Below are 24,158 nucleotides of genomic sequence, written 5' to 3'. Positions count from 1 at the left end.
CGGGGCGGCCCTTTCTGTTTTCGCGGGGGTTGTGCGGGGGTGGGTTCTCCGGGGTGGGGTCGCCGGTGGGCGGCCCCTTTTTTTCGTCGCCGGGGACCGCCGCCGGGGACGGCGCCCTTTCTTCTGCCGGTGCGGAGGCGCCGGCGCGTCCCTTCCCGCTCTCCCGGGTCCTCGACGGTCTTCGAAATCCGCCCGGGAGATCAGACGTGGAGTTCCCCGGAGAGCACGGTCACCGCGTGTCCGGACAGTCCGACCCGGTCACCACGCACGGTGGTGCGGATCTCCCCGCCCCGTTCGGAGAGCTGCCGGCCGATCAGGGTGTCCCGGCCGAACCTGGCCGACCAGTAGGGGGCGAGAGCACAGTGCGCGGAGCCGGTCACCGGGTCCTCCGGGACACCGACCCTGGGCGCGAAGAAACGAGAGACATAGTCCGCGCCCTCCCCGGAGGCGGCGGCGGTGACGATGATGCCCCGGGCGTCCACGGCCTCCAGTGCGGCGAAGTCGGGGGAGACGGCGCGCACGGCTTCCTCGTCCTCGACCTCCACGAGATAGTCCCAGACGTTCTTGCCGATCCGGACGGGTTTCACCCCGAGCGCCTCGACGAGACCCTCAGGAGCGGCGGCCTCCGCCACGCTCTTCGCGGGGAAGTCCAGAGTGATCACCTCGTCCTCGCCACGCGTCACCCGGAGGATTCCGCTCTTCGTCGAGAATTCGAGGACGCCCGTGGCGATTCCGGTGGAGTAGAGCACATGCGCGGTCGCGAGCGTGGCGTGCCCGCAGAGCGCCACCTCGGTCGTCGGCGTGAACCAGCGGAGGAAATGCGGCCCCTCTCCTGCGCGGAGCAGGAAAGCCGTCTCCGAGTGCCTCATCTCCGCGGCGACGGACTGCATCCACTCATCAGGCATCGGTGCGTCGAGCAGACAGACTCCGGCGGGGTTGCCACGGAAAGTCCGGTCGGTAAAAGAGTCGACAGTGTAGATGCGCATGACGAGATACTAGGGGGGTCGTAGACAGGGGATTGAGGGCGGGCCTGGGGGGCAGGCAAGCCTGGACGCCGGCCGTACGAATTGGAAATTCACGCTGGGCGTGTCGCGTGGCGAACTTTCCGTCGTCGGCTAGCGTCAAAGGTTGTGGGGATGGACGCCGAACACGGCGTGGCCCTACGGGAAAGGACGTGCCAATGGGGGCAGTGCGTAAGGTGGCGACCTACCTTGGCCTGGGCGGGGAAGAGCAGTATGACGACTCCTACGACTACGGCTACGAGGAAGAGATCGAGGCCGAGGAGGAGCAGTGGAGGCCGGCTTCGGAGCGGGCCGCCAGACGTTGGCGCGCGGTGAGCGAGCCTTCGAAGATCGTCATGCTCACGCCGAGGAAGTACAACGACGCTCCCACCATCGGACGGTACTTCCGTGAGCGGCAGGCCGTCATCATGGACGTGAACGAGATGAGCTCCGCCGAGGCGACGCGCATGGTGGACTTCGCGGCGGGACTCGCCTACGGCTGCGAGGGCCGTATCGAGCGGATCGCGGAGAAGGTCTTCCTGCTCGCCCCTGCCGACATGGAGATCACCACCGGGTGACCCGGACGGGTGCCCCCACGCCCCCCGGGGCGCCCGTCGCGATCCCCCGCCCTCTGCGAGCCCTCTGCGAGCCGGCAGGTGTGGAGAGAGCCGCCTGCCGGGTGAGACCAGGACTCCGGTCAACCGGCCCGGGGACCGCGGCGGAGCAGACGGGTCAGCTCGGTCAGATCCGAGGCGGCCGTCTGCGCGCGCTTGTCCGCCTCCCGGGCGTACTCGTGCAGAGCCCAGACGGCGCCGTCGGCCAGTTCGCGCAGCTCCGAGAGCTGGGCCGCCACGTAGTCGGCGTCCTCCTGCTCCCGGGCGCGCCGCTGCCAGAGCAGGTAGGCGCCCGCGGCGGAGAGCAGGAGCGCCACCGCCACCGAGGGAAGCGCCGGAAGCGCGGGGACGAGGAACGCGGCGCATACGAGCACCGCGCCGAGGGCGAAGAGCGTGTACGCCGGCCAGGGCAGGCCGCGGGCGGGCACGCTCTCCGAGGCCAGCTGCTTCTCGGCGGCGGAGAGCGACGCCGGGTCGGGGCCCTCCGGGTGGAGGACGACGTCGTGCCCGAGCAGTGAGATGGTGACCGTCGCGGGAGGGGCGGACTGGGTGGCCCGCACGAGGTTCTCGGCGGCGCTCCGCACGGTGGGGGCCGCGACGTGCAGGGCGATCGCCGCGAGGCGGGGGTCGGAGCCGGGTCGCAGGTCGGCGAGGAGGTAGTCGGCGAGGGAGTGCGCGGGCTCGTCGACCTCGCCGGAGACGATCAGCCGGCGCAGCACGGTCGCGGGCTCGCCCTCGGGGTCCTGAGCGGACAGGCGGGAAGGACGCCCGGCGCTGTCGTGGTCCTCTCGGACCGAGGTGATCTCGACGCATCGGCCGCGGAGCCGGGAGAGCTGGATGGCCGCGTGCACGGGCCGCGCCAGCTCGGGAAGTTGAGCGATCTCCGGGAAGTCGGTCAGCGACGGCGGGACCACGATCGAGGGTTCGTCCGGGGCCAGCGCGCGGAGCCAGCGGGCGGGGTCGGGGGTCTCGGAGACGGAGACCGCGTCGAGCTTGCGCAGGACGAAGATCTTGCCGGCCGGGCCGTACGCGCCCCGGGCGGCGGCGAGCCAGAGGGCCCGCTGGCCGGGGGTGACGGGTCCGTCGGTGGACAGGTCGCCGAAGGCGGTGCCGAACCAGGAGGCGTGGATCCGGTCGCCCTGGCCGGCCGCGGCGAGGGCGAGGCAGAGGAAGAGAGCGGTCCTCCTCCCGTCGTGCTGGGCGGCGCGGCCGAGGGGCTCCAGGGCGTCCTCACCTCGGACGAGGGCGGACAGCGCCTCCAGCGCCGGAGGGAGCCAGCCGGCGGTGGCCTCCGCGAGCCCGGGTGGCGGGGGAGGCGGCGGGGCCTCGGTGGAGAGCGCGGCCAGGAGCGCGTCGGCGTAGCGGTGCGGCTCCGCCCCGGCCTGGGGGGTCGCGGTCAGGTCCGTGCTCAAGGGCAGAGAACTCTTTCGAAATCGTGACCGTTGACCGCGCCAGCGTAGTCCGCTGCGGAGATCACTGTCGGGAGGCGCGCCGTACCGGTCTTTGCCGGACGATCACCTGGATTTGGGGAATCCTGGTGATCGTCCGGCGGACGGGTCACATGCGCTCGGGCACCGGGACACCGAGGAGGCCCAGGCCGGTCTCCAGCACGCGCAGGGTGAGCGCGCACAGGGCGAGCCGGGAGGCGCGGACGGCCTCGTCGACGTCCGCCTTCAGGACCGGGCAGTTCTCGTAGAACGTCGTGAACGCGCTCGCGGTCTCGAAGAGGTAGGCGCACAGGCGGTGCGGCTCGGCCAGGGCGGCGGCCTGCTCGACCACCGCCCCGAAACCGAGCAGCTGCAGGGCCAGGGCGCGCTCGGCCGCCTGGCCCAGCGCGATGGGACCGGTCGCCGAGGCCGGGTCGATGCCGCCCTTGCGGAAGATCGAGCGGATCCGGGCCGTGGCGTACTGCATGTAGGGGCCGGTGTTGCCGCTGAAGGCGAGCATGCGGTCGAAGTCGAAGACGTACTCGGTGTCGTGGCTGACCGACAGGTCGGCGTACTTCACCGCGCCCATGCCGACGGAGTGGGCGATCTCGCCCTGGGTCGCCTCGTCGTAGCCCCGGTCGGCGATCGCCGCCCTTGCCCGGTCGACGGCCTCGTTGAGCAGGTCCGTCAGCTTGACGGTCTCGCCGCTCCGGGTGCGGAAGCGGCGGCCGTCGGTGCCGAGCATCATGCCGATCTGGACGTGCTCGGCGGAGACCGTGTCGGGCAGCCAGCCGACCGTCCGGGCCGCAGCGAAGATCATCCGGAAGTGGAGGGCCTGGTCGGCGCCGACCACGTACAGGATGCGGTCGGCCTTGAGGTCGTTGACCCGGTAGCGGACGGCGGCCATGTCGGTGGTGGCGTAGCCGTACCCGCCGTCGCTCTTGCGGATCATGAGGGGGAGCGGCTTGTCGTCGCCGCCGGTGAAGCCGGGCGGGAAGACGCAGAGCGCGCCCTCGCTCACCACCGCGGCGCCGAGCGCCTCGAGGTCGTCGCAGGTCTGGGCGAGCATCGGGTTGTACATACTCTCGCCGGCGATGTCGTCGTCGGTGAGCGTGACGCCGAGCATGGCGTAGACCTTGTCGAAGTAGCGGATCGTGGCGTCCATGAACAGGTGCCACAGGCGCATGGTCTCCGGGTCCTCGGCCTGGAGGGTGGCCACCCGCAGGCGGGAGCGCTGCTTGAACTCCGGGTCGGAGTCGAACTTGGCGCGCGCCTCCTTGTAGTACTCGCTGCTCTCGCCGGCCTCCAGGCGTGCGAGGGCGGCAGCCTCGCCGATGTCCAGCAGGTGCTCGATGAGCATGCCGAACGGGGTGCCCCAGTCGCCGATGTGGTTCTGCCGGATGACGTTGTTGCCCAGGTGCTCCAGCATGCGGGCCAGCGCGTCGCCGACGATGGTCGTGCGCAGGTGGCCGACGTGCATCTCCTTGGACGCGTTGGGCGCGGAGTAGTCGATCACGACGGTCTGCGGCGGGGTGGTCTGGCCGACGCCGGAGCGCGGGTCGGCCAGCGACTCGCCGGCCTGGTCGGCGATCCAGGAGTCGTCGAGCGTGATGTTGAGGAAGCCGGGGCCGCTGACCTCGACCGTCGCGGGGAAGCCGGCGTCCTCGGTGAGCCGGCCGGCGATCTCCTGGGCGACCTCCCGCGGGGCCCGTCGCAGGCGCTTGCTCAGGCTCATCGCGACGTTCGCCTGGTAGTCGGCGAACTGCGAGGGACGGATCAGCGGGTCTGCGTCGGAGTACTCGGCACCGAAGGCGGCGGCCAGCGCCTGCTGGACGCGCTCGGTGAGGACGAGTTGCGGGTCGGTCATGGGCCAAGGATATCGGTAGCGCAACCGTATTCTCCGGGCCGCCGCAGCCGGTGGCGCCGCCGCAGCCGGTGGCGCCGCCGGTTCCGGAGGCGGTCGCGGGGTCCGGAGGCGGTCCTGGGGACCGAGCCGGTCGTGGAGTCCACGGTCTCGCCGGCCGCCGGGCGGCGTCACCAGAGACGGTGCGGCCGGTGGGCGGTGCCGAGCCGTTCCCCGATGCGGGGGACCACACCCTGGGCGGCCAGTTCGGCGGCGAGCACGCAGGCGGCGCTGATCCCGGCGGCGTGGGAGGCGCCGTGCGCGATGACCACGGTGCCGTTCAGCCCGAGCAGTACGGCCCCGCCGTGCGCCTCGGGGTCGAGCCGGCCGCGGAGATCCCTGATGCGGCGGCGCTGCAGCAGGCCGCCCAGCCGGGCCGTGCGGCTCTCCTCGATCGTCCTGCGGAGCTCGGAGAAGGCGTAGCGGACGCTGCCCTCCAGGGTCTTGAGGGTCACGTTCCCGGTGAAGCCGTCGGTGACGACGACGTCCACGACCCCGGTGAGCAGGTCGTGCCCCTCGATGTTGCCGGCGAAGTCGAGGCCGGGGGCGGCCGAGAGCAACTCGTGCGCCCGCTTGGTCAGCTTGTTGCCCTTGCCGGGCTCGCTGCCGATGGTCAGCAGGCCGATGCGGGGCTCGCCGACCCGGAACGCGGTCTCGGCGTACGCCGCGCCGAGGTGCGCGAACTGGACCATCATCTCGGGTTTGACCTCGGCGTTCGCGCCGGCGTCCAGGAGCACGGTGGGGCGGGGCAGGGTCGGCAGGGCCACCGCGATGGCGGGCCGCAGGACCCCGGGCTGGCCCTTGAGCCGGAGCTTGCCGGTGGCGACGACCCCGGCGGTGGAGCCGGCCGAGACCACGGCCGCGGCGTCGCCCCGCCGTACGAGGTGACAGGCGACGGCGATGCTGGAGCGGGGGCGGCGCAGGCTGGCGAGGGCGCCCTCGTCCATCGCCAGGGTCTCCTCGGCGCGCACGATCGGGATCTCCGCGGCCGCGTCGTGCCGGAGCAGCGCCTCGTGGATCGGGCGCGGAGAGCCGACGAGCACGATCGGGACGCCGTGCTCCCGGACGGCCTGCACGGCTCCCGCCACGACCTCCCCGGGGGCGTGGTCCCCGCCCATGGCGTCCAGGGCGATGGGGGCGCCGGAAGCGCCGGCGGTGTCAGGCAAGCGGTCACCTCGTACGGGATGGAGTCCCCGCATCGTAGGCGCCGTGCGCATCAGGAGAGCGGTCACCTCGTACGGGACGGGATCCCCGCATCGTATGAGGTGTTACCGCGAGTCACACAGGCGGGATCAGGGAACGCCCGGGATGTTCCAGTCGGTTCTGTCCCGGGAGACGACGACTTTGCCGAAGGCGACCTTGCCCGTGACCCGGATGACCGGACCGCCCTCCCCGCCGGTGCCGCCGGAGACGAGCCGCTTGGCGAAGAGCGCGCCGACCTCGTCGATGACGTGGGCGTCGGGCGGGACCCGGACGATCAGCTTGGCGAAGCGGGAGCCGACCTCCAGGGTGATCTCCCGGCCGGGGAGCACCGCCTCGGAGAGGTCCACGATCAGTGCGCCGAAGGAAGCGCGGAGGCTGGTGTGGCGGGCGGCGACCCAGCGCCCGCCGCGGACGACCTTGCTGAAGACGGCGGACACCTCCTGGCGCTCGGTGGCCGGGGCCGCGGCCGGGGTGGCGGTGTCGGGCAGGTCGCGGGTGAGGGGGAGGAGTTCGCCCACGGTCACCGCGGTGTAGGCGGCCTCCAGGCGGTCGGCGTGTTCGAGGCTGGTGAGGCGGCCGGTGGCGAGTGCCTCGCCCAGGACGGCGGCGACGCGGTCGCGGTCGGCGTCGGAGGCGCGCATCATGGGGTCGGTCGCGCGCGGTGCGGGGATGGAGGCGCGCAGTGCAGGGTCTGAGGCGTCCATGGGGACGAGTCTAGGCGAATTCGAGATATATCGCGAGATTTCCGCGATGGCGGGTCCGGCGCTCCCGGGGCCGGCCCACCGGGCGGCGGCGTTCCGATCCGGCCCGGTCAAGCGAATCCCCCGTGACGTAAAAGTTCCTCCCCCTGGTCCGCGGGACCCTTTTTCCCGTCCCTTTCCCGGTGTTTCACCGGACGATCGCGGAGCCTTTCTCCGGTGCTGTGGATATTTCCGGCGTAGGGGGTGCCGGGGCGTGGCACTTCATTGCGACATTTCCGTCTTCGTCGCCTCGAGGGGCAGGTCACGTGGCCCTCCTGCACGGAGGGAAAGGCGCCCTACCCCTTGCTCCAACAGGTGATCTGGGCATCGTAAACCCGCCGGGACGCCGGACGGGGCGGTGATACAAACTCCAGGACAGCTTCCGGTCGGTGCACCCCCTGCAGTGTTCATGCGACGCGCCACCGGCGAAAAACGGAGCCCTGGGGCCCGCATTCTCCACGTCATCCGGAGGAATCGGGCCGATCACGAGCTGGGAAGGCAATCATGAAGCGAGGCATCAAGACGGCCGTGGCCGTTGCGGCGTTCGGCCTGGCGGCGGCGATCTGCACGCCCGCGCAGGCGCAGGAGATCCCCTCCCTGGGTGGCAAGAACCCGGTCGAGACCGTCTCCATGGCGGTCCGCGGGCTCGCCGGCGGCCTCACCAACGGCAGGGCGGCGCTGGACGGGCTGACGGGCGGCCAGGGCGCCGCCCCCGCCGCCCCCGGGGTGGTCGGGAAGGCGTCGGGCACCATCGAACGGCTGCTGGGCATCTCCGCCGAGCACCTCACCTCCGGCGCGCAGCTGCGCGACCTCACCGGGGGCGCGTCTCTGCGGGACGTCGCCGGCGGGCAGCCGCTGCGGGGCCTCACCGGCAGCGGGCCGCTGCAGGACATCACCGGCGGGTCGAACCCGCTGACCGGCGCCGGCGACAGCGCCGGGCACATCATCGGCGCCACCAACGGCCTGACCCACTCCGGGGCGCGGGCGGTGGAGAACGTCCAGGGGACCGTGGAGGGAGCCGAGGGGTTCACCTACCAGCGGCCCCGGGTCGAGGGGCTCGTGGACGGACTGAACCAGGCCGTCCCGCAGGGCGCCGAGCGGGCGGGCACCCTCGCCCCGCTCGTGGGCAACCTGGCCCCGTCCGAGGCGGGGTCGCTCGTCGGCTCGGTGGAGCCGGTCACCCGCTCCGCCTCCATCGACGAGCTCTCCCCGCTGCTGGACAGCGGCAGCGCGCGCAGCGGCGAGGCCGCCACGGGCACGCTGCGGTCGGTGACCGGCGCGGTCCGCGGTGTCACGGAGGACCTGACCCGGTAGCCGTCACCCGGTTCCACGACGGGCCCGCCGGCGTGGCGGCTCCCGTCGCGGGTCCGCCGGCGGGCCTGATCCCGGCGGTGGCCCCGCCATCACCACGAAGAGACCGGCCGGTGCGCACCGGCCGGTCTCTTCGTGTCGTCACGCCGTCCCGTGCCCCGGGCGCGGGCTCCGAGCCGGACGGCGCGGCCGGCTCAGTCGCCCGGGAACCGCACGGACGTGCGGCGGGCGATCTGGGCCTGGAGCCTGGCCATCTGCCAGTGCAGCTCGACGAGCTGCTCGGTGAGCTGGAGAGGGGAGATCTCGGACGGGTCTTCTTCGGACAGGTGGTCGATCGCGGTCGACAGCTCTCGCATCGCGCTCCCCCACTCCATGACTCACGGCTTCCTAGGTCAAAGCCCCGATCGAAACAACGTTCGAATCATAACCGAACGCCGGTCCCGATGTCAGTCGAACGCCCCGGGACACGCCGCCCGTCCCCGGGGCGTCTTCAGCGCACCTCGTAGACGGGCGCGATGTAGCCGCGCGCCAGGGTGTTGGCGGTGATGTTGAAGCCGATGACGGCGGGCGGGGCCTCGGCGTCCACCCCCAGCTTCTCCACGCCGAGGGCGTGCACGGCGAACAGGTAGCGGTGCGGCCAGCCGGGCGGCGGGGCGGCACCGCCGTACTCCTTGCGGCTGTAGTCGTTGCGGCCGTGCGTGCCGGAGCGGGTGCCGGCGGCGCCCGCGCCCCGGGGGAGCTCCGTGACGTCGGCGGGGATGTCGTACAGCAGCCAGTGCCAGAACCCGCTGCCGGTGGGCGCGTCGGGGTCGAAGCAGGTGACCGCGTAGCTCCGGGTGCCCTCCGGGGCGCCCGACCAGCGCAGGTGCGGCGAGATGTTCCGCCCGGTCATGCCCCAGTCGTCGAAGACGTGGGCGTCGGACATCGTCTCGCCGTCGCGCACGTCGTCACTGGTGACGGTCAGCGCGGGGACGGGGGGTAGGAAGTCGTACGGGACCGGTGGCCGTTGGGACACCATTCACCTCCGATGAGGAGCGTCGTTCTCGGACGCTCCTCATCTTGCCCCGATCATGTCCCCTCGTCAGGCCTTGTTGTACGCGGCGAGCACGGTCTTCGGGTCGCCGTCCATCTTGATCTTGCCCTTGTGCAGCCAGAGGACCCGGTTGCAGGTCTCCTCGATCACGTCGAGGTTGTGCGCGACGAGGAAGACCGTGCCGGCCTCCTCGCGCATCTTCTTGATGCGCTCCTGGCTCTTGCGCTTGAACTCGCGGTCGCCGGTGGCCAGGGCCTCGTCGATGATGAGCACGTCGTGCTTCTTGGCCGAGGCGATGGCGAAACGGAGCCGGGCGCCCATGCCGGAGGAGTAGGTGGACATGGGGAACTGCACGAACTCCCCGATGCCGGAGAAGTCGACGATGTCGTCGTACTTCTCCTTGACCTGCTCGGGGTTCATGCCCATGGCGTAGCAGCCGAGCACGATGTTGCGCTCGCCGGTCAGCTCGCGCATCAGGGCGGCGTTCACACCGAGCAGGGACGGCTGGCCATCGGTGTAGACCGCGCCCGAGTGCGGGGGCAGCAGGCCGGCGATGGCGCGCAGCAGGGTGGACTTGCCGGAGCCGTTGCGGCCGACGATGCCGATCGCGTCGCCGTGGTAGGCCACGAAGGAGACGCCGCGCACGGCGTGGATCTCCTTCATCTGGGGCCGGCCCTGGCGCTTGAGGAGGCGGAGCAGGGCGTTGGCGGCGTTGCCCTTCTCGGCGTCGGTGGCGGCGCCGTACACCCGGTAGATGATGTGCAGGTCGTCCACGATGACCGTGGGGACGCGCTCGCCGGGGCCCTGCGGCTCGGGGTCGGGGTGCACCCGGACGTCCTTGTTGGGGGTGCTGGGCTCCTCGGCCTTCACTCCGGACAGCTCCTCGGTCATCTCAGCCACGGCCGTACTTCTCCTCGGCTCGCCAGAAGTACCAGAAGCCGCCGATCAGGGCGATCAGTGCCCAGGATATGCAAACCACCCAGATGTGCGGTGCCGCATCGTAGGACTTCATGAGCAGGTCGCGCATGAGCTCGATGTAGGCGGCGGCGGGGTTGAGGTACATGGCGTCGGCGACCCACTCCGGCAGGCCGGCGCTGAGCACGCGCTGCTCGATGGCGAAGAACACCCCGGAGGTGTAGAGCCAGGTGCGCATGATGAACGGGAGCAGCTGGTTCAGGTCGCGGGCGGTGGCGCCGACGCGGGCCAGCACGAGGCTGGCGCCGACGTTGAACATCGTCTGCAGCAGCAGGGCGACCGGGACGAGCAGCCAGAGCCAGGTCGGGGCCTCGCCGGTGAGGGGCACCAGCACGATCAGCACGCCCATGGAGATCAGCAGCTGCTGGAACTCCTGGATCGTGTAGGCCAGCGGGAGCGCCGCGCGCGGGAAGTGCAGGGCGCGGATCAGCGAGAGGTTGCCGGAGATCGACTTGGCGCCGCCGCTCACCGCGCGCTGGGTGTAGGTGAAGACGAACATCCCGGTGATGAGGAACGCCGTGTAGTTCTTGATATCGCCCTTGGCGCCGAGGATCAGGCCGAACATCACCCAGTAGATGCCCGCGTTGAGCAGCGGGGTGAGGACCTGCCATATCTGGCCGAGGGCGGAGTTGCTGTACTTCGAGACGTTGCGCGAGGTCGCGTACGTCATGACGAAGTGACGTCGTTCCCACAGTTGGCGCAGGTAGGCGGGGAGGCTGGGGCGTGCGATGGCACGCCGAAGCCCGTGGCGCGCGGCGAGCTCGGCCAGCGGCTCCTGCCCCTTGGCGGGGGTGCCGTCACTAGGGCCGCCCGCCTGGGCGTCCGCGAGGGCGGATTCCGGCTGGCTCATGGCAAGGACTCTATTGGATGAGGGTGGATGACATGCCTGCGGCGGTGGCCCGCCGCACCTTGGACGGGGACACCCGCCGCGAGGTTCCACATGGATTGTGTGGATTCTCCCGGGATTCGGCCCCCCGTGCCCGGGTCAACGGTAGCCCAGGGGGAGGTCGCACGCGGGCAACGGCGCGACCACTCCGGCCACGCGGGTATGTTGACGTGGCCATCCCCGTACCACATATGCACTAATGTCTGATTTGTGTGCATGTGGGAGTCTATGTCATGCGACCCGGTGGCCGTGTGACGTGGGGTCGGCGCGCGCGTGACCGAACTGCAACACCACGGAGACGACCCGTTAGGGGCTGATACGGGATAGTCGCGTCCGACTGGTGTGGCGTCTGTGCGTCGCCGGGTCGGCGGGGACCGGGGGACACGCATCCTCCGCCGGGCTGCCTCGGGCATCGGAGCTCAGTGTCGACGCCCACCTGTAAAGGGAGGATTTACCACAAATGCGTGTCACCAAGGGCGCGAAGGTCGTCGCCGCTACGGTGTTGTTGGCGATGGGGCTCGCCGCCTGCGGCGGGGCCTCCGGAGGTGGGACGGGCGCGGCCGCCGACGCCGTGCGCGTGAAGATCGGCGAACCGCAGAAGCTGTTCTACCCCGCCGACACCACCGAGGTCGAGGGCGCGGAGGTCATGGCCGCGGTGTTCGCCCCCCTCGTGAAGTTCAACGAGGAGAAGCAGGTCATCGACTTCGTCGCCGACTCGATCACCTCGACCGACAACCGGACCTGGACGATCAAGATCAAGTCCGGGTTCACCTGGCACAACGGCGACCCGCTGACCGCGCAGAACTACGTGGACGCGTGGAACTACGCCGCCAACCAGGAGAACGCCCAGGGCGGCAACTACTTCTTCGCCCGCTTCCTCGGCTACGAGGACCTCAACCCGGGCGAGGGCAAGACCCCCTCCGTCAAGGAGATGAAGGGGCTGAAGGTCGTGAACAAGACGACCTTCCGGGTCACCCTCAAGCAGCCGTTCTCGCAGTTCAGGAACCTGCTCGGGTACACCACCTTCTACCCGCTGCCCGAGGTGGCCTTCGGCGCGGACGGGAAGATCACCGAGGAGTACGCCAAGAAGCCGATCGGCCAGGGCTACTTCAAGATGGACAAGCCCTACAACAAGGGCACCGACCAGACGATCGAACTGACGCGCTACGACGACTTCCCCGGCGAGAAGCCGAAGTTCGACAAGCTGCAGTTCAGGATCTACAGCAGCGCCGAGACCGCCTGGAACGACCTGCAGGGCGGCACCATCGACATCATGGAGCAGCTGCCGCCCTCGGCGATCTCCGTCGCCGAGGAGCTGGGCGAGCGCTACATCGACCAGGCCGACGCCAGTATCGGCTACGTCGGCTTCCCGCTGATCGCCAACAAGGAGTACGAGAACCCGCAGATCCGGCGGGCCATCTCCATGGCGATCGACCGCAAGACCATCACCGACACGGTCTTCTCCGGCACGCGCTCCCCCGCCGACGACTTCATCAACCCGCTGCTGGACGGCTACCGCGCCGGCGCCTGCACGGCCTGCGTCTACGACCCGGCCCAGGCCAAGAAGCTCTACGACGAGGCGAACGGCCCGAAGAAGGTGGAGCTCGCCTCCAACATGGACGGCGGCCACAAGGAGTGGATCGAGGCGGTCGCCAACAACCTCCGCTCCAACCTGGGCATCGAGGTCGAGATCAGGCCGTTCGAGGGCCTCGGGCAGATCCTCGACGAGCTGCAGGCCAAGAAGTACGGCGGCATGTTCCGGATGGGCTGGAGCATCGACTACCCGTCCGCCGAGAACTACCTGACGCCGATCTTCTCCACCGGCGCCATCAAGAACGGCACGAACTTCTCCGGCTACTCCAACCCCGAGTTCGACGCCTTCCTGGCCAAGGGCGACGGCGCCGCCACCTACGAGGAGAGCCTGCGCTACTACCAGAAGGCCGACGACCTGCTCCTGCGCGACCTGCCGCTCATCCCGATCTTCTTCTACCGGGCGAACGCGGCGTTCTCCGAGCACGTCCGGGGCGTGAAGATCAACCTGCTCAACCTGATCGAGTGGACCTCGATCGAGAAGGCGTCGGCGGCCTAGCGGCCGCCGCGGCCGGGACCTGCCGGGCGGCGGGTCCCGTCCCGCCGCCTTCCATATCCGAAAGGCCACCACCAGTGACGCGACTCCCCCGCCGGTCGATCCCGGCGGCCGTCTAGACCCGGTCCGATGGGCCGCTACGTCATCCGGCGCCTGCTCCAGGCGATCCCCGTGCTGCTGGGCGCCACACTGCTCATCTTCTTCGTCGTCTTCAAACTGCCGGGCAACCCGCTCGAGTGGATGTCGAACGGGAAGCGGATGCCTCCCCACATCGCCGCCCTCCTGACCGAGCAGTACCACCTGGACGACCCCTTCCTCCTCCAGTACTGGCACTACCTGACCGGGCTCCTCCAGGGCGACCTCGGCAAGACGTTCGCGGGGGTCCCCGTCTCGGAGATCATCGCCGGCAAGTTCCAGGTCTCGCTCAACCTCGCGGTCACCGCGCTGGTCATGGAGGCCGTCATCGGCGTCGGGCTCGGCTTCTACGCGGCGCTGCGCCGGGGCCGCGCGCAGGACACCATGGTGCTCGCCTCCACGCTCCTGCTGATCTCCATCCCGGTGCTGGTCACCGGCTTCGTGCTCCAGCTCCTGCTCGGCGTCAAGCTCAAGCAGAGCACCGGGATCGACTTCTTCCCGATCTCGGGCGCCTTCGAGGGGTGGCGGAGCTACCTGCTGCCGGGCTTCGTGCTCGCCGGGACCTCGATCGCCTACCTCACCCGGCTGACCAGGACCACCCTGGTGGAGACCCTGCGCTCGGACTACGTCCGCACCGCGGTGGCCAAGGGACTGCCCCGGCGCCGGATCGTCGGGCGGCACGCGCTGCGCAACGCGCTCATCCCCGTCGTCACCTACCTCGGCGCCGACCTCGGCACGCTGATGGGCAGCGCGGTCATCACCGAGACCATCTTCAATCTGCCCGGCCTGGGGCAGGAGCTGTTCCGCTCGGTCTCCGAGCGCCAGCAGCCCGTCGTCGTGGGCATCGTGACGCTCCTGGTGCTGGTCTACATCCTGGCCAACCTGGTCGTCGACCTGCTCTACGCCGTGCTCGACCCGAGGATCCGCTATGAGTAGCGCCGCACCCCCGAAGACCGGGCGGGCCCGGCACGCCCGCCGCGCCCGGAGCACACGGGCGGCCAAGCCCGCCGGGCTCTGGCACGACGCCTGGCAGGACCTGCGCCGCCGCCCGATGTTCGTCGTCTCGGCCGTCCTGATCGGCGTGATCCTCCTGATGGCGGTGGTGCCCGGGCTGTTCACCTCCGTGGACCCGTTCGACGCCACGGGCTGCCGGCTCGCCGACGCCCGCCAGGGGCCGAGCGCCGCCCACTGGTTCGGCACCGACAACCAGGGCTGCGACACCTACGCCCGGACCGTGTACGGCGCGGGCAACTCGCTGCTGGTGGGCCTGAGCAGCACCGTCGCCACCGCGCTCGCCGGCGGCCTGCTGGGCCTGCTGGCCGGGTTCCGGGGCGGGTGGCCGGACGCGCTGCTCTCCCGGACGGCCGAGGTGTTCTTCGCGATCCCGTGGGTCCTCGGCGCGCTGCTGATCCTGTCGATCTTCCGGACCGGCACGGTGTGGACGGTCATGCTCGCGCTGGCCGTACTGTCGTGGCCGATGACGTTCCGCGTCATGCGGGCCGCGGTGATCGCGGCGCGGGGCCAGGACTACGTGGTCGCGGCCCGGGGGCTCGGCGCGTCGGCCGGGCGGCTCATGTTCCGGCACATCCTGCCGAACTCGATCGCCCCGCTGATCGTGGTCGCCACGATCAACCTCGGCGTGTTCATCGCCGCCGAGGCGGGCCTGTCGTTCCTCGGCCTCGGCATCCAGCCGCCGGAGATCTCCTGGGGAATGATGATCGCCGACGCCCGGGCGCGTTTCCTGCAGGCCCCGTGGCCGCTGCTGTTCCCCGCCGGGTTCCTCAGCCTCACGGTGCTGGCCTTCATCATGCTGGGCGACGCGGTGCGCGACGCCCTCGATCCGAAGCTGCGGTAGGGGGAGACCGTGAACGGCATTACGGGAGGCGCGCCGCAGGTGCTGCCGCCGTGGGGAGGCGTGCAGCACGAGCCGCTGCTGGCCGTCGAGGACCTGCACGTGGAGTTCGCGACCCGGCAGGGCGTCGCCAAGGCGGTCAACGGGGTCGGCTGCACGCTGGAGGCCGGGGAGACGCTGGCCGTGCTCGGCGAGTCCGGCTCGGGCAAGTCCGTGACCGCGCAGGCGATCATGGGCATCCTCGACACGCCGCCGGCCCGGATCACCCGGGGGCGGATCCGCTTCCGCGGCACGGACCTGCTCCAGCTGAACGAGGACGCCCGCGCCCAGGTGCGCGGCCGCCGGATCGCGATGGTCTTCCAGGACGCGCTCTCCGCGCTGAACCCGGTCTTCACCGTGGGCTGGCAGATCGCCGAGATGTTCCGGGTGCACCAGGGGGCCTCCAGGAAGGAGGCGGAGCGGCGGGCCGTCGAGCTGATGGACCGGGTCCGCATCCCCGGCGCGCGGCGGCGGCTGCACGACTACCCTCACGAGTTCTCCGGCGGCATGCGGCAGCGCATCATGATCGCGATGGCGGTCGCGCTCGACCCCGAGGTGCTGATCGCCGACGAGCCGACCACCGCGCTCGACGTGACGGTGCAGGCGCAGATCATGGACCTGCTCGCCGAGATCCAGCGCGAGAGCGGCATGGGGATGATCCTGATCACCCACGACCTCGGCGTGGTGGCCGACGTGGCCGACCGGATCGCCGTGATGTACGGCGGGCGCATCGTCGAGAACGCCCTCGTGCACGACGTCTACCGCGCCCCGGCCCACCCGTACACCCGCGGCCTGCTGGAGTCCGTCCCGCGGATCGACCGCAAGGGCCGGGAACTGCACGCGATCGCCGGCACGCCGCCGAACCTGCTGGACATGCCGCCGGGGTGCGCCTTCGCCCCCCGCTGCCCCTACCGGCAGGGGGACTGCGTCACCGCGGTCCCGCCGCTGCACCCGATCGGGCCGACGCGCGCCAGCGCCTGCCACTACTGGAGGGAGGTTCTCGATGGCGGCCGTGGGTGAGCCGGTTCTCGAGGTCCGCGACCTGGTCAAGCACTTCCCGCTGACCCAGGGGACCGTCTTCAGGAAGCAGGTCGGCGCGATCAGGGCCGTGGACGGCGTCTCCTTCGACCTGCGCCGCGGCGAGACGCTGGGCATCGTGGGGGAGTCCGGCTGCGGCAAGTCCACCCTGGCCAGGCTGCTGATGGGGCTGGAGCGGCCGACCTCGGGCTCGGTGCGGATCGGCGGCCGGGACATCACCCGGGCCTCCGGCGCCGAGCTGAAGGGGATCCGCCGCAACATCCAGATGGTGATGCAGGACCCGTACACCTCGCTGAACCCGAGGATGACCGTCGGGGACATCGTCGGCGAGCCGTACGAGATCCACCCGGACGCGCTGCCCCGGCAGCACCGCAGGCGCAGGGTGCAGGAGCTCCTGGAGATCGTGGGCCTCGACCCGGACCACGTCAACCGCTACCCGCACCAGTTCTCCGGCGGTCAGCGCCAGCGCATCGGCATCGCGCGCGGCCTGGCGCTCCGGCCGGAGGTCATCATCTGCGACGAGCCGGTCTCGGCGCTGGACGTGTCGATCCAGGCGCAGGTCGTCAACCTGCTGGCCCGGCTGCAGCGCGAGTTCGGGCTGTCGTACATCTTCATCGCCCACGACCTGTCCGTGGTCCGGCACATCTCCGACCGGGTCGGGGTGATGTACCTGGGCAAGATGGTCGAGCTGGGCCGGGACTCCGACATCTACGACCGGCCGGAGCACCCCTACACGCAGGCGCTGCTCTCGGCGGTCCCCGTCCCCGACCCGGACGGGCGCGAGCGGCGCAGGCGGATCATCCTGCAGGGGGACCCGCCCTCTCCGGCCTCCCCGCCGTCGGGCTGCCGGTTCCGCACGCGGTGCTGGAAGGCGGGGGACGCCTGCGCCCAGCAGGAGCCGGCGTTGCAGGTACGGCCGGGCAGCTCGCACGAGAGCGCCTGCCACTACCCGGAGATCCACCCGGTGCCCCGTCGCTACTGACCCTCCCGGGGGAGCCTCCGGCGGGAGGGGCCACGGGAAGGGGTCCGGCCCCGGCGGCGGGCGCGGAGATCGCCGCCGGGGCGCGCACCGGTCAGTTGCCGATGCCGCTGGGGAGCCGGTGCTGCGGGCCCTCCTCGCCGGGGTACTGCTCGTGCTGCGGGCCCTGGGGACCCTGGGGGCCCTGCTCGCCGGGGTAGTGGCTCTGCGGGCCGTCACCGGGGTACTGCTCGTGCTGCGGGCCCTGGGAGCCCTCGGGACCCTGCGGGCCGTACGGTCCCCAGCTGTGCGGGCCCTCCTCGCCGGGGTACTGTCCCGGAGCGGCGCCGTCGCGGCCCAGCAGGTCGCCGAACGGGCCGTCGGAGCCGCCCAGGAGCCGGCCGAGCGGGCCGTCCTCGCCCAGGATGCGCTCGAGCGGGTTGGGACTGTCGAAGACGCTCGCAGAGGCGAGGGTGGCCGTACCGGTGACGGCGACGCCCGCGACGACGGTGGCCGCGAGAATACGACGGATCATGGTTGTTCTTCCCCCGAAGATCTTCTGGGCCGGGCGCGTGAGATGAGGCGGCGCCGGCCGGTGTGACGCCGATGTGGCGCTTAGCAGTATGGGGACCGGGCCCGCGCCGCAGGGGGGGAACGTCGAAGGGCAATGGCGATGATGGCCGACCCCTGACCGAACAGGTGATGGTCGGTGGCGGAATCGGCCCAGGTTTTGACCACGCAGGGAGTGTCCGCTGTACGGCGGGCCGCCACGCTCTCCCGCGGACGCCCGGCCGGGCCGGCGGACGGGACGGCCCGCCGTACAGCGGGGGGCCGGGCGGGGCCGGGCGGGGGCCGTCTCCCGGGGCCTGGGCGAGGGTCCTGCCCGGCACCCGGCGGGGCCCTACCGGCGGCCGAGGTGACCGCAGGCGCCGACGCCGCGGTGGTGGTGGCGGAGCAGGCGGCGGGCCGCCATGGTGAGCACGAGCAGGACCAGCAGGACGCAGACGGCCCGGCGGAGGCTCCCGGTGCCGGTGAGCCCGGGGGCGACGGAGCGGATCGGGGCGGCGGCCCGGAGCGGCAGGCGGCGCATGCGGGCCGCCTGCTCCAGCGCGCGTTCGGCGTTGGCCACGCCGTGGCCGTAGGCGGGGTCGCGCCCTGTCCCGGGGGCGCGGACGGTGCCGCGTTCGACGGCCCGGCGCACCTGTGCGGGGCCCAGTTCGGGGAACTCCGACCTGATCAGCGCCGCCACCCCGGCCACCAGTGCGGCGGCCGAGCTCGTGCCGTCCCCGAGCACGTAGGAGGCATTCCCGTCGGCGGCGAGGATCCTCCGTCCCGGCGCGACCACCGACAGGTAGTCCTGCCGGTTGGAGAAGGGGGCCACGCGCAGGTTCTCGTCCACCGCGCCGACCGCGATCACGCCCGGGTAGGCCGCGGGGAAGTTCTGCCGGTTCGCGCCCGCGCCGTCGTTGCCGGAGGAGGCCACCAGCACCGCGCCCCGGGCCAGCGCGTAGAGCACCGCGCTCTCCTCGGCGGGGGAGCCCCGCCACGACCCGCCGCCTCCGCCCAGGGACATGCTGATCACCTGGGCGCCGTGGTCCACGGCGTAGCGGATGCCCCGGGCCAATGCGTCGCCGGCGCCCCGGCGGGCGCGGCCGCGCCGGGGGTCGTCGTTCTCCAGCGCGACCCGGACCGACAGGACCGTCGCGGCGGGGGCGATCCCCGTCACGCCGGGGGACCGGCCGGCGCCGCGTCCGCGCCCGGCGATGACGCTGGCCATGGCGGTGCCGTGCCGCCCCCAGAGCGAGGTCCTCCTGCTCGTGCCCGTCAGGTCGGGGCCCTCGACCACCGCGCCCGCCAGATCGGGGTGCCGGGCCTCGACCCCGGTGTCCAGCACCGCGACGGTCACCCCCTCGCCCCGGGTGGTCCGCCAGGCCTGCGGCGCGTCCATCGCGGCCAGCGCCCACTGCCGCTCCTGCCGCCTGTCCAGGGCCGGTGCGGCGCCGGACGGCCAGGTGAAGGCGGTCAGCGCGGTCACGGCCACGGCGGCGCCGAGCGCGCGTGCATAGGACACGGTGACCTCGTCAGGGAGGAGGGGAGGATGTCAGAGGGGATTCTGGCACGCGTCCCGCGGCCCAATCCGGCGCTTTGGGTATACAGGACAGTACGGACGGTTATTGCTTTTAGTCACATCAATAGCTCCTTGCGCACCTGTATGCCTTATGTACGATTCGCTCCCTGGCATGGAGGCGGCGAGGCTACATTGGATAACCGCATGCCGATGTCAACAGGCCTCGCGGCACCGTGCCGCGTTTCCTCCCCGGCTCCCGGCCGGGGTCTCCACACTGGAGGCGACCGATGGACACCGCGCCGATCCCCGGCGACAGTGCCGACCGGAAACCGGCCGCGCGGGCTCTCACCGACAGAGAGAGGGAACTGCTCGCCTTCGAACGCCAGTGGTGGCGTTACGCGGGGGCCAAGGAGCAGGCCATCCGCGCGGCCTTCGACCTGTCCGCCACCCGCTACTACCAGCTGCTCAGCGAACTGATCGACAGACCCGAGGCGCTCGCCCACGATCCGATGCTGGTCAAGCGCCTGCGCCGGCTCCGCGAGGGCCGCAGACGCGAACGCGCCGCCCGGCGGCTGGGCATGCGCCCCTGATCCCCGGGTACGGCCGCAGAACGAGCCCGGGGAGCCGAGGACCCCGGCCCGGAGGCCGCGGTCTCCCCGCTTGGAGGCAATCGATGACCGAAGGACTGGAAGCGATCCTGGCCGACCCCGCGGGGGCGGTGATCGGATGCGACTTCGACGGCACGCTCGCGCCGATCGTGCCCGATCCCGAGGCGGCCAGGATCCATCCGGACGGACCGAAGGCGCTGACCCGGCTCGGGGAGCTGGTCGGCTCCCTGGTCATCATCACCGGCCGTCCGGCCGCCACCGCCGTCGAGTACGGCTCCCTGGCCGAGGTGCCGGGACTCGTCGTGCTCGGCCACTACGGCCTCGAACGCTGGGAGGGGGGCGAGCTGTCCACTCCGCCTCCCCACCCCGGCCTGGTCACCGTCCGCTCCGAGCTGCCCACCCTGATCGCCGGGATCGCCGGGGTCAGGGTCGAGGACAAGGGGCGGGCGGTGGCGGTGCACACGCGGCAGGCCGCCTCGCCGCAGGGCGCGCTCAACGAGCTGACCGGGCCGATCGCGGAGCTGGCCGCCGAGACCGGCCTGGCGGTCGAGCCGGGCAAGTTCGTGCTGGAGCTGCGCCCGCCGGGGACGGACAAGGGCATGGCGCTGAAGGACTTCCTGGCCGAGCGCTCGGCGCGCTCGGTGCTGTTCGCCGGGGACGACCTGGGTGACCTGGCGGCCTTCGAGACCGTGCGCACCTGCGGGCTGCCGGGGGTGACGGTGTTCAGCGGTTCGGCGGAGCTCAGCGTCGAGGCCGACATCGTGGTCGACGGGCCGGCGGGGGTGGTCGAGCTGCTCGACTCGATCAGCGACGCCATCGCCTCGCGCTGACCTCTCGGCGGCGCGCCGCCCCTCCGGGCCGCCCTGCCCTGTCCTCCGCCGGTCTCCGTCGGCCTCTGCCGTCCCGGCCGGCGTCCCGCGCCGCCGGGCACGGCCGCGGCCAACCGGGCGTCAAGCCGGCGTCAAGCGGCGGCGGCTAGGTTCGCCGGCATGAGAAAGCGATCTTTTGTCCTCGCCGCCCTGGCCGGTGCCGCCGTGCTCGCCACTCCGGTCACCGCCTCGGCCGCCGCGGGGACGTCGGGGGCGGGCGTCTCGGCGGAGGCGTCCGGAGCGGGGAGCAAGACCGTCTCCTTCCGGGGGATGAAGCTGCGCATCCCCGGCGGCTGGCAGGTGCACCGCCAGGGCGACTGGATGCTGGTGCAGACCGGCCGGTGCGACCGGCCCGCCTACTTCGCCCCGAACTGCAAGGGGTTCTGGGTCCTCGGCCCCGAGGCGATCAAGTACGGTGACGAGGGTTCCCGCTACACGGGCGAGCAGCCGTTCTACCCGGCCGGCGACGTGCAGGCCTGCCCCTTCAGCGCCAGGACCGACCAGGTCATCGGCAAGCCCACCGCCGTCGGCGTGCGCCAGGTCGGGCGCGGGCACAGGGCGAAGTACGTCTCCTGGTTCGGCCGGTGCGTGACGCGGAGCAACGCCCGGCAGACGGCCACCTTCGACCAGCGGGAGTGGTACCTGCCCGCCTCGAAGATCCTGGTGGTGGACGTGTGGAACACCCCGGGGCTGTCCACCGTGCTGAAGAGGGCCACCTGGAGCTGATCCGGGGTCCCGGGCGGGGACGGTCCGCCGTGCCGTCCGCCGTACCGGGCGGAGCCCCGGAGGGGGCGCCGCACCGGGTGGGACCGCATGGGGGAGCGGTGGGTGGCCCGCAACCGGTCCGCAAGTGATCGCCAAGCGGGGATCACTAGTTTCCCCGGTATGAGAAAGCGATCTTCCGTCCTCGCCGTACTGGCGGCCACCGCCGTACTCGCGACCCCCGCGGCGGCCTCGGCCGCCACGGGGACGCATGCGGCCGGGACTTCGGGGGCCTCCGCGGCCAAGACCTTCACCTTCCGGGGCATGACCCTGAAGATCCCCTCCGGGTGGAAGGTGCACCGGGAGAGGGACTACGCGGTGGTGGTGACCGGTGCGTGCAGGTACCCGGACCCCTTCCTGCCGAACTGCAAGGGATTCTGGGTCTTCGGCCCGAAGGCGATCACCAGGGTCCCGGTCGGGGGCGGCTACATCACCTATACGGGCAAGAGGCAGTTCCACCCGTTCAGCGGTGTCATCCAGTGCCCCTTCAGCGCCGAGGAGCAGTGGTACGCCGCCGACCGGCGCGTCTCCTCGGGGCTGCACCAGGTCGGGCGCGGGCACAAGGCGCAGTACTCCGCCTGGGCCAACACCTGCGTGACGCCGTCCGGCAAGAAGACCAGGAGCTTCACGCAGCGGGAGTGGTTCCTGCCCACCTCGAAGATCCTGGTGGTGGACGTGTGGAACACCCCGGGGCTGTCCACCGTGCTGAAGAACGCCACCTGGAGCTGACCGGACCGGCTCGCCGGCCGCACCGCACCGTGGTGCGGCGCGGCGGTGTGCTCAACCGGCCGACAAGTGATCCACAAGCGGCGGCGGCTAGCTTCCGGGACATGAGAAGACGATCTTCCGTTCTCGCCGCCCTGGCGGCCGCCGCCGTGCTCGCCGCCCCGGCCGCCGCGGCGGCCGGGACCTCCGGGCAGGCTTCGGAGACAGGTGGCAGGACCCTCTCCTTCCGGGGCATGACCCTGAGGCTCCCCTCGGGCTGGAGGGTGCACGACCACCGGGACCGGGTCCTGGTGACGACCGGGAAGTGCAGGACCCCGGAGCCCTTCGCCCCGGACTGCAGGGGCTTCTGGCTGTACGGCCCGGAGGTGATCGCCTACGGTGCCGGAGGGCGCCGGTACACGGGCTCGAAGCCGTTCGTCCCCGCCTCGGGGGCGCCGGTGGGCTGCCCCTTCGCCTACGGGAGCGTCCAGGTCCTGGGGCGGGCCGGGGACCGGGGACTGCACCGGGTGGGGCGCGGGCACACGGCGAAGTACGTCGCCTGGGACGGCCGGTGCGTGAAGCGGGACGGCCGGACGACCGCGCTCTTCACCCAGCGGGAGTGGTTCCTGCCCACCTCGAAGATCGTCGTGGTGGACGCGTGGAAGACCCCGGGGCTGACGAAGGTGCTGCGGAACGCCACCTGGAGCCGACGGGGAGCGAGCTGACGGGGAGCGGCGGGGCGGGGCGGGAGCNNNNCCCCCCCCCCCCGCCGCCCCGCGGGGAGGCCGCCAGGACCCCGCCGACGGCCAGGCCGATCAGGGCGGGGACCATGAGGAACGCCTGCCGGGTGCCGAACCCGTCGGCCAGCGCGCCCAGCAGGAACGGCCCCGCGCCGATGGCGAGACCGGAGAAGATCGAGGCGACCGCGGAGGCCCGGTCCGGGCGGCCGCCGGAGGCGGCCAGCACCCGGGAGAGCGCCAGCGGGAAGTGCAGCGCGACCCCGAGTCCGGACACGAGCAGGCCCAGGTAGGCCGGGACGGGGTTCCCGCTCGCCCAGAAGAGCGCCCAGCCCGCGCCGGTGACCGCGAGCGCGGCCACGAGCAGCGTGTCGGGCCGCACGCGCAGGGCCAGCCGGGCCCCGCCCCAGCGGCCGGCCGCCATGCCCGCGGTGAACGCGGTCAGCGCGGTCGCCGCGACCGCCGGCGAGAGGCCCGTCTGGTCGGAGACCAGCTTCGCCGCCCAGAGGTTGAAGCAGAACTCCAGCGCGACGCAGCAGAACAGCACCCCGGTGGCGAGGTGGAACCGCCCGCCGAACCGGCCGGACGCCTCGGCGGCCGAGCGGTCCGCCGGCCCTCGGTCGCCCTCGGCGACCCAGACGCGCCCCATGGCCAACGCCAGCAGGGCGGTCACGGCCGGGGTGAGCAGCAGCGCCGCCCGCCAGCCGAACACGCTCTGCGCGGCGGCGCTGACCACGAACGGCGCGGCGATGCCGACGGCCACGCCGAGCGCGTTGGCCTCGCTGATCGCGGCCGGTCCCGCCGGGCCGTGGTGGTCGCTGAGCACGGCCATGCCCGTGTAGAGGGTGATCGAGGCCATCCCGCTGGCGACGGCGTACCCGAGCAGCGTGACCGGGAGGGCGGAGAGGACGCTGCCGAGCAGCACCAGCAGCACGCCCGCGTTCATGCCCGCCAGGCCGGTCCAGGTGACGGCCCGGCGGCCGATCCTGCGGGTCAGCGAGGGCAGCGCGAGCCCGGTGAGGACGGCGCCGGCCGCCATCGCGGTGCCGTGCAGCCCGGCGACCGCCTGGGAGATCCCCAGGTCGAGGCGGAGCAGAGGCAGGGCCGCGCTGAGGCCGTACAGATAGGTGGCGAAGGCGCCGAGCTGGAGGTAGATGAGCCAGGTGGCGCGATCACGGGTCAGTCGGACGGGCGCGACCGTGGACACC

Annotated in this window: 24 protein-coding genes; 12 read left to right on the top strand and 12 right to left on the bottom strand. The window is 72.0% G+C overall.

Going from position 1 to position 24,158, the window contains the following annotated elements:
* Nucleotides 1–200: 200 nt before the first annotated feature.
* Complete coding sequence (locus tag ACFOWE_RS18665; protein WP_377289470.1) at nucleotides 201–986, bottom strand: PhzF family phenazine biosynthesis protein; 786 nt, start codon at nucleotides 984–986, stop codon at nucleotides 201–203.
* A 194-nt stretch (nucleotides 987–1,180) separates the two neighbouring features.
* Between ACFOWE_RS18665 and ACFOWE_RS18660 the strand changes: the two genes are divergently transcribed.
* Nucleotides 1,181–1,579, top strand: coding sequence for a cell division protein SepF (locus ACFOWE_RS18660; RefSeq protein WP_377289468.1), 399 nt, complete (start codon nucleotides 1,181–1,183; stop codon nucleotides 1,577–1,579).
* 119 nt (nucleotides 1,580–1,698) lie between these two features.
* Here ACFOWE_RS18660 and ACFOWE_RS18655 read toward each other — a convergent pair whose 3' ends face one another.
* From ACFOWE_RS18655 to ACFOWE_RS18640, 4 genes are all read right to left on the bottom strand, one after another.
* Nucleotides 1,699–3,027 carry a hypothetical protein gene (locus ACFOWE_RS18655; RefSeq protein WP_377289466.1) on the bottom strand — a complete coding sequence of 443 codons (1,329 nt, stop codon included), beginning with the start codon at nucleotides 3,025–3,027 and terminating at the stop codon, nucleotides 1,699–1,701.
* Between the two features lie 145 nt (nucleotides 3,028–3,172).
* Nucleotides 3,173–4,909: an arginine--tRNA ligase gene (argS, locus tag ACFOWE_RS18650; protein WP_377289464.1), complete on the bottom strand. Its 1,737-nt coding sequence runs from the start codon at nucleotides 4,907–4,909 to the stop codon at nucleotides 3,173–3,175.
* A 167-nt stretch (nucleotides 4,910–5,076) separates the two neighbouring features.
* Nucleotides 5,077–6,144, bottom strand: a complete 1,068-nt coding sequence (plsX, locus tag ACFOWE_RS18645) for a phosphate acyltransferase PlsX (protein ID WP_377289475.1) — start codon at nucleotides 6,142–6,144, stop codon at nucleotides 5,077–5,079.
* Nucleotides 6,145–6,237: 93 nt separating this feature from the next.
* Entirely contained in the window at nucleotides 6,238–6,852 is a 615-nt protein-coding gene (locus ACFOWE_RS18640; RefSeq protein WP_377289462.1) for a DUF1707 SHOCT-like domain-containing protein, read from the bottom strand.
* Between the two features lie 540 nt (nucleotides 6,853–7,392).
* Between ACFOWE_RS18640 and ACFOWE_RS18635 the strand changes: the two genes are divergently transcribed.
* Nucleotides 7,393–8,202 (top strand): hypothetical protein, encoded by an 810-nt coding sequence (locus ACFOWE_RS18635; protein WP_377289460.1) that lies wholly within the window; start codon nucleotides 7,393–7,395, stop codon nucleotides 8,200–8,202.
* Between the two features lie 191 nt (nucleotides 8,203–8,393).
* Here ACFOWE_RS18635 and ACFOWE_RS18630 read toward each other — a convergent pair whose 3' ends face one another.
* From ACFOWE_RS18630 to ACFOWE_RS18615, 4 genes are all read right to left on the bottom strand, one after another.
* Nucleotides 8,394–8,555: a hypothetical protein gene (locus tag ACFOWE_RS18630; RefSeq protein WP_377289459.1), complete on the bottom strand. Its 162-nt coding sequence runs from the start codon at nucleotides 8,553–8,555 to the stop codon at nucleotides 8,394–8,396.
* A 134-nt stretch (nucleotides 8,556–8,689) separates the two neighbouring features.
* Nucleotides 8,690–9,217, bottom strand: coding sequence for a YbhB/YbcL family Raf kinase inhibitor-like protein (locus ACFOWE_RS18625; RefSeq protein WP_377289457.1), 528 nt, complete (start codon nucleotides 9,215–9,217; stop codon nucleotides 8,690–8,692).
* A gap of 63 nt (nucleotides 9,218–9,280) precedes the next feature.
* Nucleotides 9,281–10,132, bottom strand: coding sequence for an ABC transporter ATP-binding protein (locus ACFOWE_RS18620; RefSeq protein ID WP_377289455.1), 852 nt, complete (start codon nucleotides 10,130–10,132; stop codon nucleotides 9,281–9,283).
* Complete coding sequence (locus ACFOWE_RS18615) at nucleotides 10,125–11,057, bottom strand: ABC transporter permease (protein WP_377289453.1); 933 nt, start codon at nucleotides 11,055–11,057, stop codon at nucleotides 10,125–10,127. The genes ACFOWE_RS18620 and ACFOWE_RS18615 overlap by 8 nt, the downstream gene beginning before the upstream one ends.
* Before the next feature lie 496 nt (nucleotides 11,058–11,553).
* Between ACFOWE_RS18615 and ACFOWE_RS18610 the strand changes: the two genes are divergently transcribed.
* From ACFOWE_RS18610 to ACFOWE_RS18590, 5 genes are all read left to right on the top strand, one after another.
* Nucleotides 11,554–13,182: a peptide ABC transporter substrate-binding protein gene (locus tag ACFOWE_RS18610; protein WP_377289451.1), complete on the top strand. Its 1,629-nt coding sequence runs from the start codon at nucleotides 11,554–11,556 to the stop codon at nucleotides 13,180–13,182.
* Nucleotides 13,183–13,308: 126 nt separating this feature from the next.
* Entirely contained in the window at nucleotides 13,309–14,250 is a 942-nt protein-coding gene (locus tag ACFOWE_RS18605) for an ABC transporter permease (RefSeq protein WP_377289449.1), read from the top strand.
* On the top strand, nucleotides 14,243–15,169 hold the full coding sequence (locus ACFOWE_RS18600) for an ABC transporter permease (RefSeq protein WP_377289447.1): 927 nt from the start codon (nucleotides 14,243–14,245) through the stop codon (nucleotides 15,167–15,169). Before ACFOWE_RS18605 ends, ACFOWE_RS18600 begins: the two co-directional genes overlap by 8 nt.
* A 9-nt stretch (nucleotides 15,170–15,178) precedes the next feature.
* Entirely contained in the window at nucleotides 15,179–16,225 is a 1,047-nt protein-coding gene (locus ACFOWE_RS18595; protein WP_449301218.1) for an ABC transporter ATP-binding protein, read from the top strand.
* Entirely contained in the window at nucleotides 16,209–17,225 is a 1,017-nt protein-coding gene (locus ACFOWE_RS18590; protein ID WP_377289445.1) for an ABC transporter ATP-binding protein, read from the top strand. The genes ACFOWE_RS18595 and ACFOWE_RS18590 overlap by 17 nt, the downstream gene beginning before the upstream one ends.
* A gap of 91 nt (nucleotides 17,226–17,316) precedes the next feature.
* On the opposite strand, the gene ACFOWE_RS18585 is transcribed toward ACFOWE_RS18590, so the two are convergent.
* On the bottom strand, nucleotides 17,317–17,736 hold the full coding sequence (locus tag ACFOWE_RS18585) for a hypothetical protein (protein ID WP_377289443.1): 420 nt from the start codon (nucleotides 17,734–17,736) through the stop codon (nucleotides 17,317–17,319).
* A 366-nt stretch (nucleotides 17,737–18,102) separates the two neighbouring features.
* Nucleotides 18,103–19,272: a S8 family serine peptidase gene (locus tag ACFOWE_RS18580; RefSeq protein WP_377289441.1), complete on the bottom strand. Its 1,170-nt coding sequence runs from the start codon at nucleotides 19,270–19,272 to the stop codon at nucleotides 18,103–18,105.
* A 284-nt stretch (nucleotides 19,273–19,556) separates the two neighbouring features.
* On the opposite strand from ACFOWE_RS18580, the gene ACFOWE_RS18575 reads away from it, so the two are divergent.
* The 5 genes from ACFOWE_RS18575 (at nucleotide 19,557) to ACFOWE_RS18555 (ending at nucleotide 22,938) form a co-directional block, all read left to right on the top strand.
* Complete coding sequence (locus ACFOWE_RS18575; protein ID WP_377289439.1) at nucleotides 19,557–19,859, top strand: DUF3263 domain-containing protein; 303 nt, start codon at nucleotides 19,557–19,559, stop codon at nucleotides 19,857–19,859.
* Between the two features lie 83 nt (nucleotides 19,860–19,942).
* Nucleotides 19,943–20,707 (top strand): trehalose-phosphatase, encoded by a 765-nt coding sequence (gene otsB / locus ACFOWE_RS18570; protein ID WP_377289437.1) that lies wholly within the window; start codon nucleotides 19,943–19,945, stop codon nucleotides 20,705–20,707.
* Nucleotides 20,708–20,866: 159 nt separating this feature from the next.
* On the top strand, nucleotides 20,867–21,472 hold the full coding sequence (locus ACFOWE_RS18565; protein WP_377289435.1) for a hypothetical protein: 606 nt from the start codon (nucleotides 20,867–20,869) through the stop codon (nucleotides 21,470–21,472).
* 159 nt (nucleotides 21,473–21,631) lie between these two features.
* Nucleotides 21,632–22,237 carry a hypothetical protein gene (locus ACFOWE_RS18560; RefSeq protein WP_377289433.1) on the top strand — a complete coding sequence of 202 codons (606 nt, stop codon included), beginning with the start codon at nucleotides 21,632–21,634 and terminating at the stop codon, nucleotides 22,235–22,237.
* Between the two features lie 101 nt (nucleotides 22,238–22,338).
* The gene (locus ACFOWE_RS18555; RefSeq protein WP_377289431.1) at nucleotides 22,339–22,938 is read left to right on the top strand and encodes a hypothetical protein; all 600 of its coding nucleotides are present in this window, start codon (nucleotides 22,339–22,341) and stop codon (nucleotides 22,936–22,938) included.
* Here ACFOWE_RS18555 and ACFOWE_RS18550 read toward each other — a convergent pair.
* Nucleotides 22,820–24,157 carry an MFS transporter gene (locus tag ACFOWE_RS18550; RefSeq protein WP_377289429.1) on the bottom strand — a complete coding sequence of 446 codons (1,338 nt, stop codon included), beginning with the start codon at nucleotides 24,155–24,157 and terminating at the stop codon, nucleotides 22,820–22,822. The two genes, ACFOWE_RS18555 and ACFOWE_RS18550, sit on opposite strands and share 119 nt — an antisense overlap.
* Nucleotide 24,158: the final 1 nt, after the last annotated feature.

Origin of the sequence: Planomonospora corallina, assembly GCF_042650625.1 — a bacterium.
In the GTDB taxonomy this organism is placed as follows: Bacteria; Actinomycetota; Actinomycetes; order Streptosporangiales; family Streptosporangiaceae; genus Planomonospora_B; species Planomonospora_B corallina.
Note: the sequence above shows the minus strand (reverse complement) of the source record. Positions and strands in the feature narration are given on the sequence as shown.

Excerpts from the sequence above, each read along its gene's own strand:
- ACFOWE_RS18635 (WP_377289460.1), top strand. The coding sequence starts at position 7,393 with ATGAAGCGAGGCATCAAGACGGCCGTGGCCGTTGCGGCGTTCGGCCTG.
- ACFOWE_RS18600 (WP_377289447.1), top strand. The coding sequence starts at position 14,243 with ATGAGTAGCGCCGCACCCCCGAAGACCGGGCGGGCCCGGCACGCCCGC.
- ACFOWE_RS18585 (WP_377289443.1), bottom strand. The coding sequence starts at position 17,736 with ATGATCCGTCGTATTCTCGCGGCCACCGTCGTCGCGGGCGTCGCCGTC.
- ACFOWE_RS18575 (WP_377289439.1), top strand. The coding sequence starts at position 19,557 with ATGGACACCGCGCCGATCCCCGGCGACAGTGCCGACCGGAAACCGGCC.
- ACFOWE_RS18640 (WP_377289462.1), bottom strand. The coding sequence starts at position 6,852 with ATGGACGCCTCAGACCCTGCACTGCGCGCCTCCATCCCCGCACCGCGC.
- otsB (WP_377289437.1), top strand. The coding sequence starts at position 19,943 with ATGACCGAAGGACTGGAAGCGATCCTGGCCGACCCCGCGGGGGCGGTG.
- plsX (WP_377289475.1), bottom strand. The coding sequence starts at position 6,144 with ATGCGGGGACTCCATCCCGTACGAGGTGACCGCTTGCCTGACACCGCC.
- ACFOWE_RS18590 (WP_377289445.1), top strand. The coding sequence starts at position 16,209 with ATGGCGGCCGTGGGTGAGCCGGTTCTCGAGGTCCGCGACCTGGTCAAG.
- ACFOWE_RS18560 (WP_377289433.1), top strand. The coding sequence starts at position 21,632 with ATGAGAAAGCGATCTTCCGTCCTCGCCGTACTGGCGGCCACCGCCGTA.
- ACFOWE_RS18565 (WP_377289435.1), top strand. The coding sequence starts at position 20,867 with ATGAGAAAGCGATCTTTTGTCCTCGCCGCCCTGGCCGGTGCCGCCGTG.
- ACFOWE_RS18660 (WP_377289468.1), top strand. The coding sequence starts at position 1,181 with ATGGGGGCAGTGCGTAAGGTGGCGACCTACCTTGGCCTGGGCGGGGAA.
- argS (WP_377289464.1), bottom strand. The coding sequence starts at position 4,909 with ATGACCGACCCGCAACTCGTCCTCACCGAGCGCGTCCAGCAGGCGCTG.
- ACFOWE_RS18605 (WP_377289449.1), top strand. The coding sequence starts at position 13,309 with ATGGGCCGCTACGTCATCCGGCGCCTGCTCCAGGCGATCCCCGTGCTG.
- ACFOWE_RS18625 (WP_377289457.1), bottom strand. The coding sequence starts at position 9,217 with ATGGTGTCCCAACGGCCACCGGTCCCGTACGACTTCCTACCCCCCGTC.
- ACFOWE_RS18665 (WP_377289470.1), bottom strand. The coding sequence starts at position 986 with ATGCGCATCTACACTGTCGACTCTTTTACCGACCGGACTTTCCGTGGC.
- ACFOWE_RS18615 (WP_377289453.1), bottom strand. The coding sequence starts at position 11,057 with ATGAGCCAGCCGGAATCCGCCCTCGCGGACGCCCAGGCGGGCGGCCCT.
- ACFOWE_RS18555 (WP_377289431.1), top strand. The coding sequence starts at position 22,339 with ATGAGAAGACGATCTTCCGTTCTCGCCGCCCTGGCGGCCGCCGCCGTG.
- ACFOWE_RS18630 (WP_377289459.1), bottom strand. The coding sequence starts at position 8,555 with ATGCGAGAGCTGTCGACCGCGATCGACCACCTGTCCGAAGAAGACCCG.
- ACFOWE_RS18610 (WP_377289451.1), top strand. The coding sequence starts at position 11,554 with ATGCGTGTCACCAAGGGCGCGAAGGTCGTCGCCGCTACGGTGTTGTTG.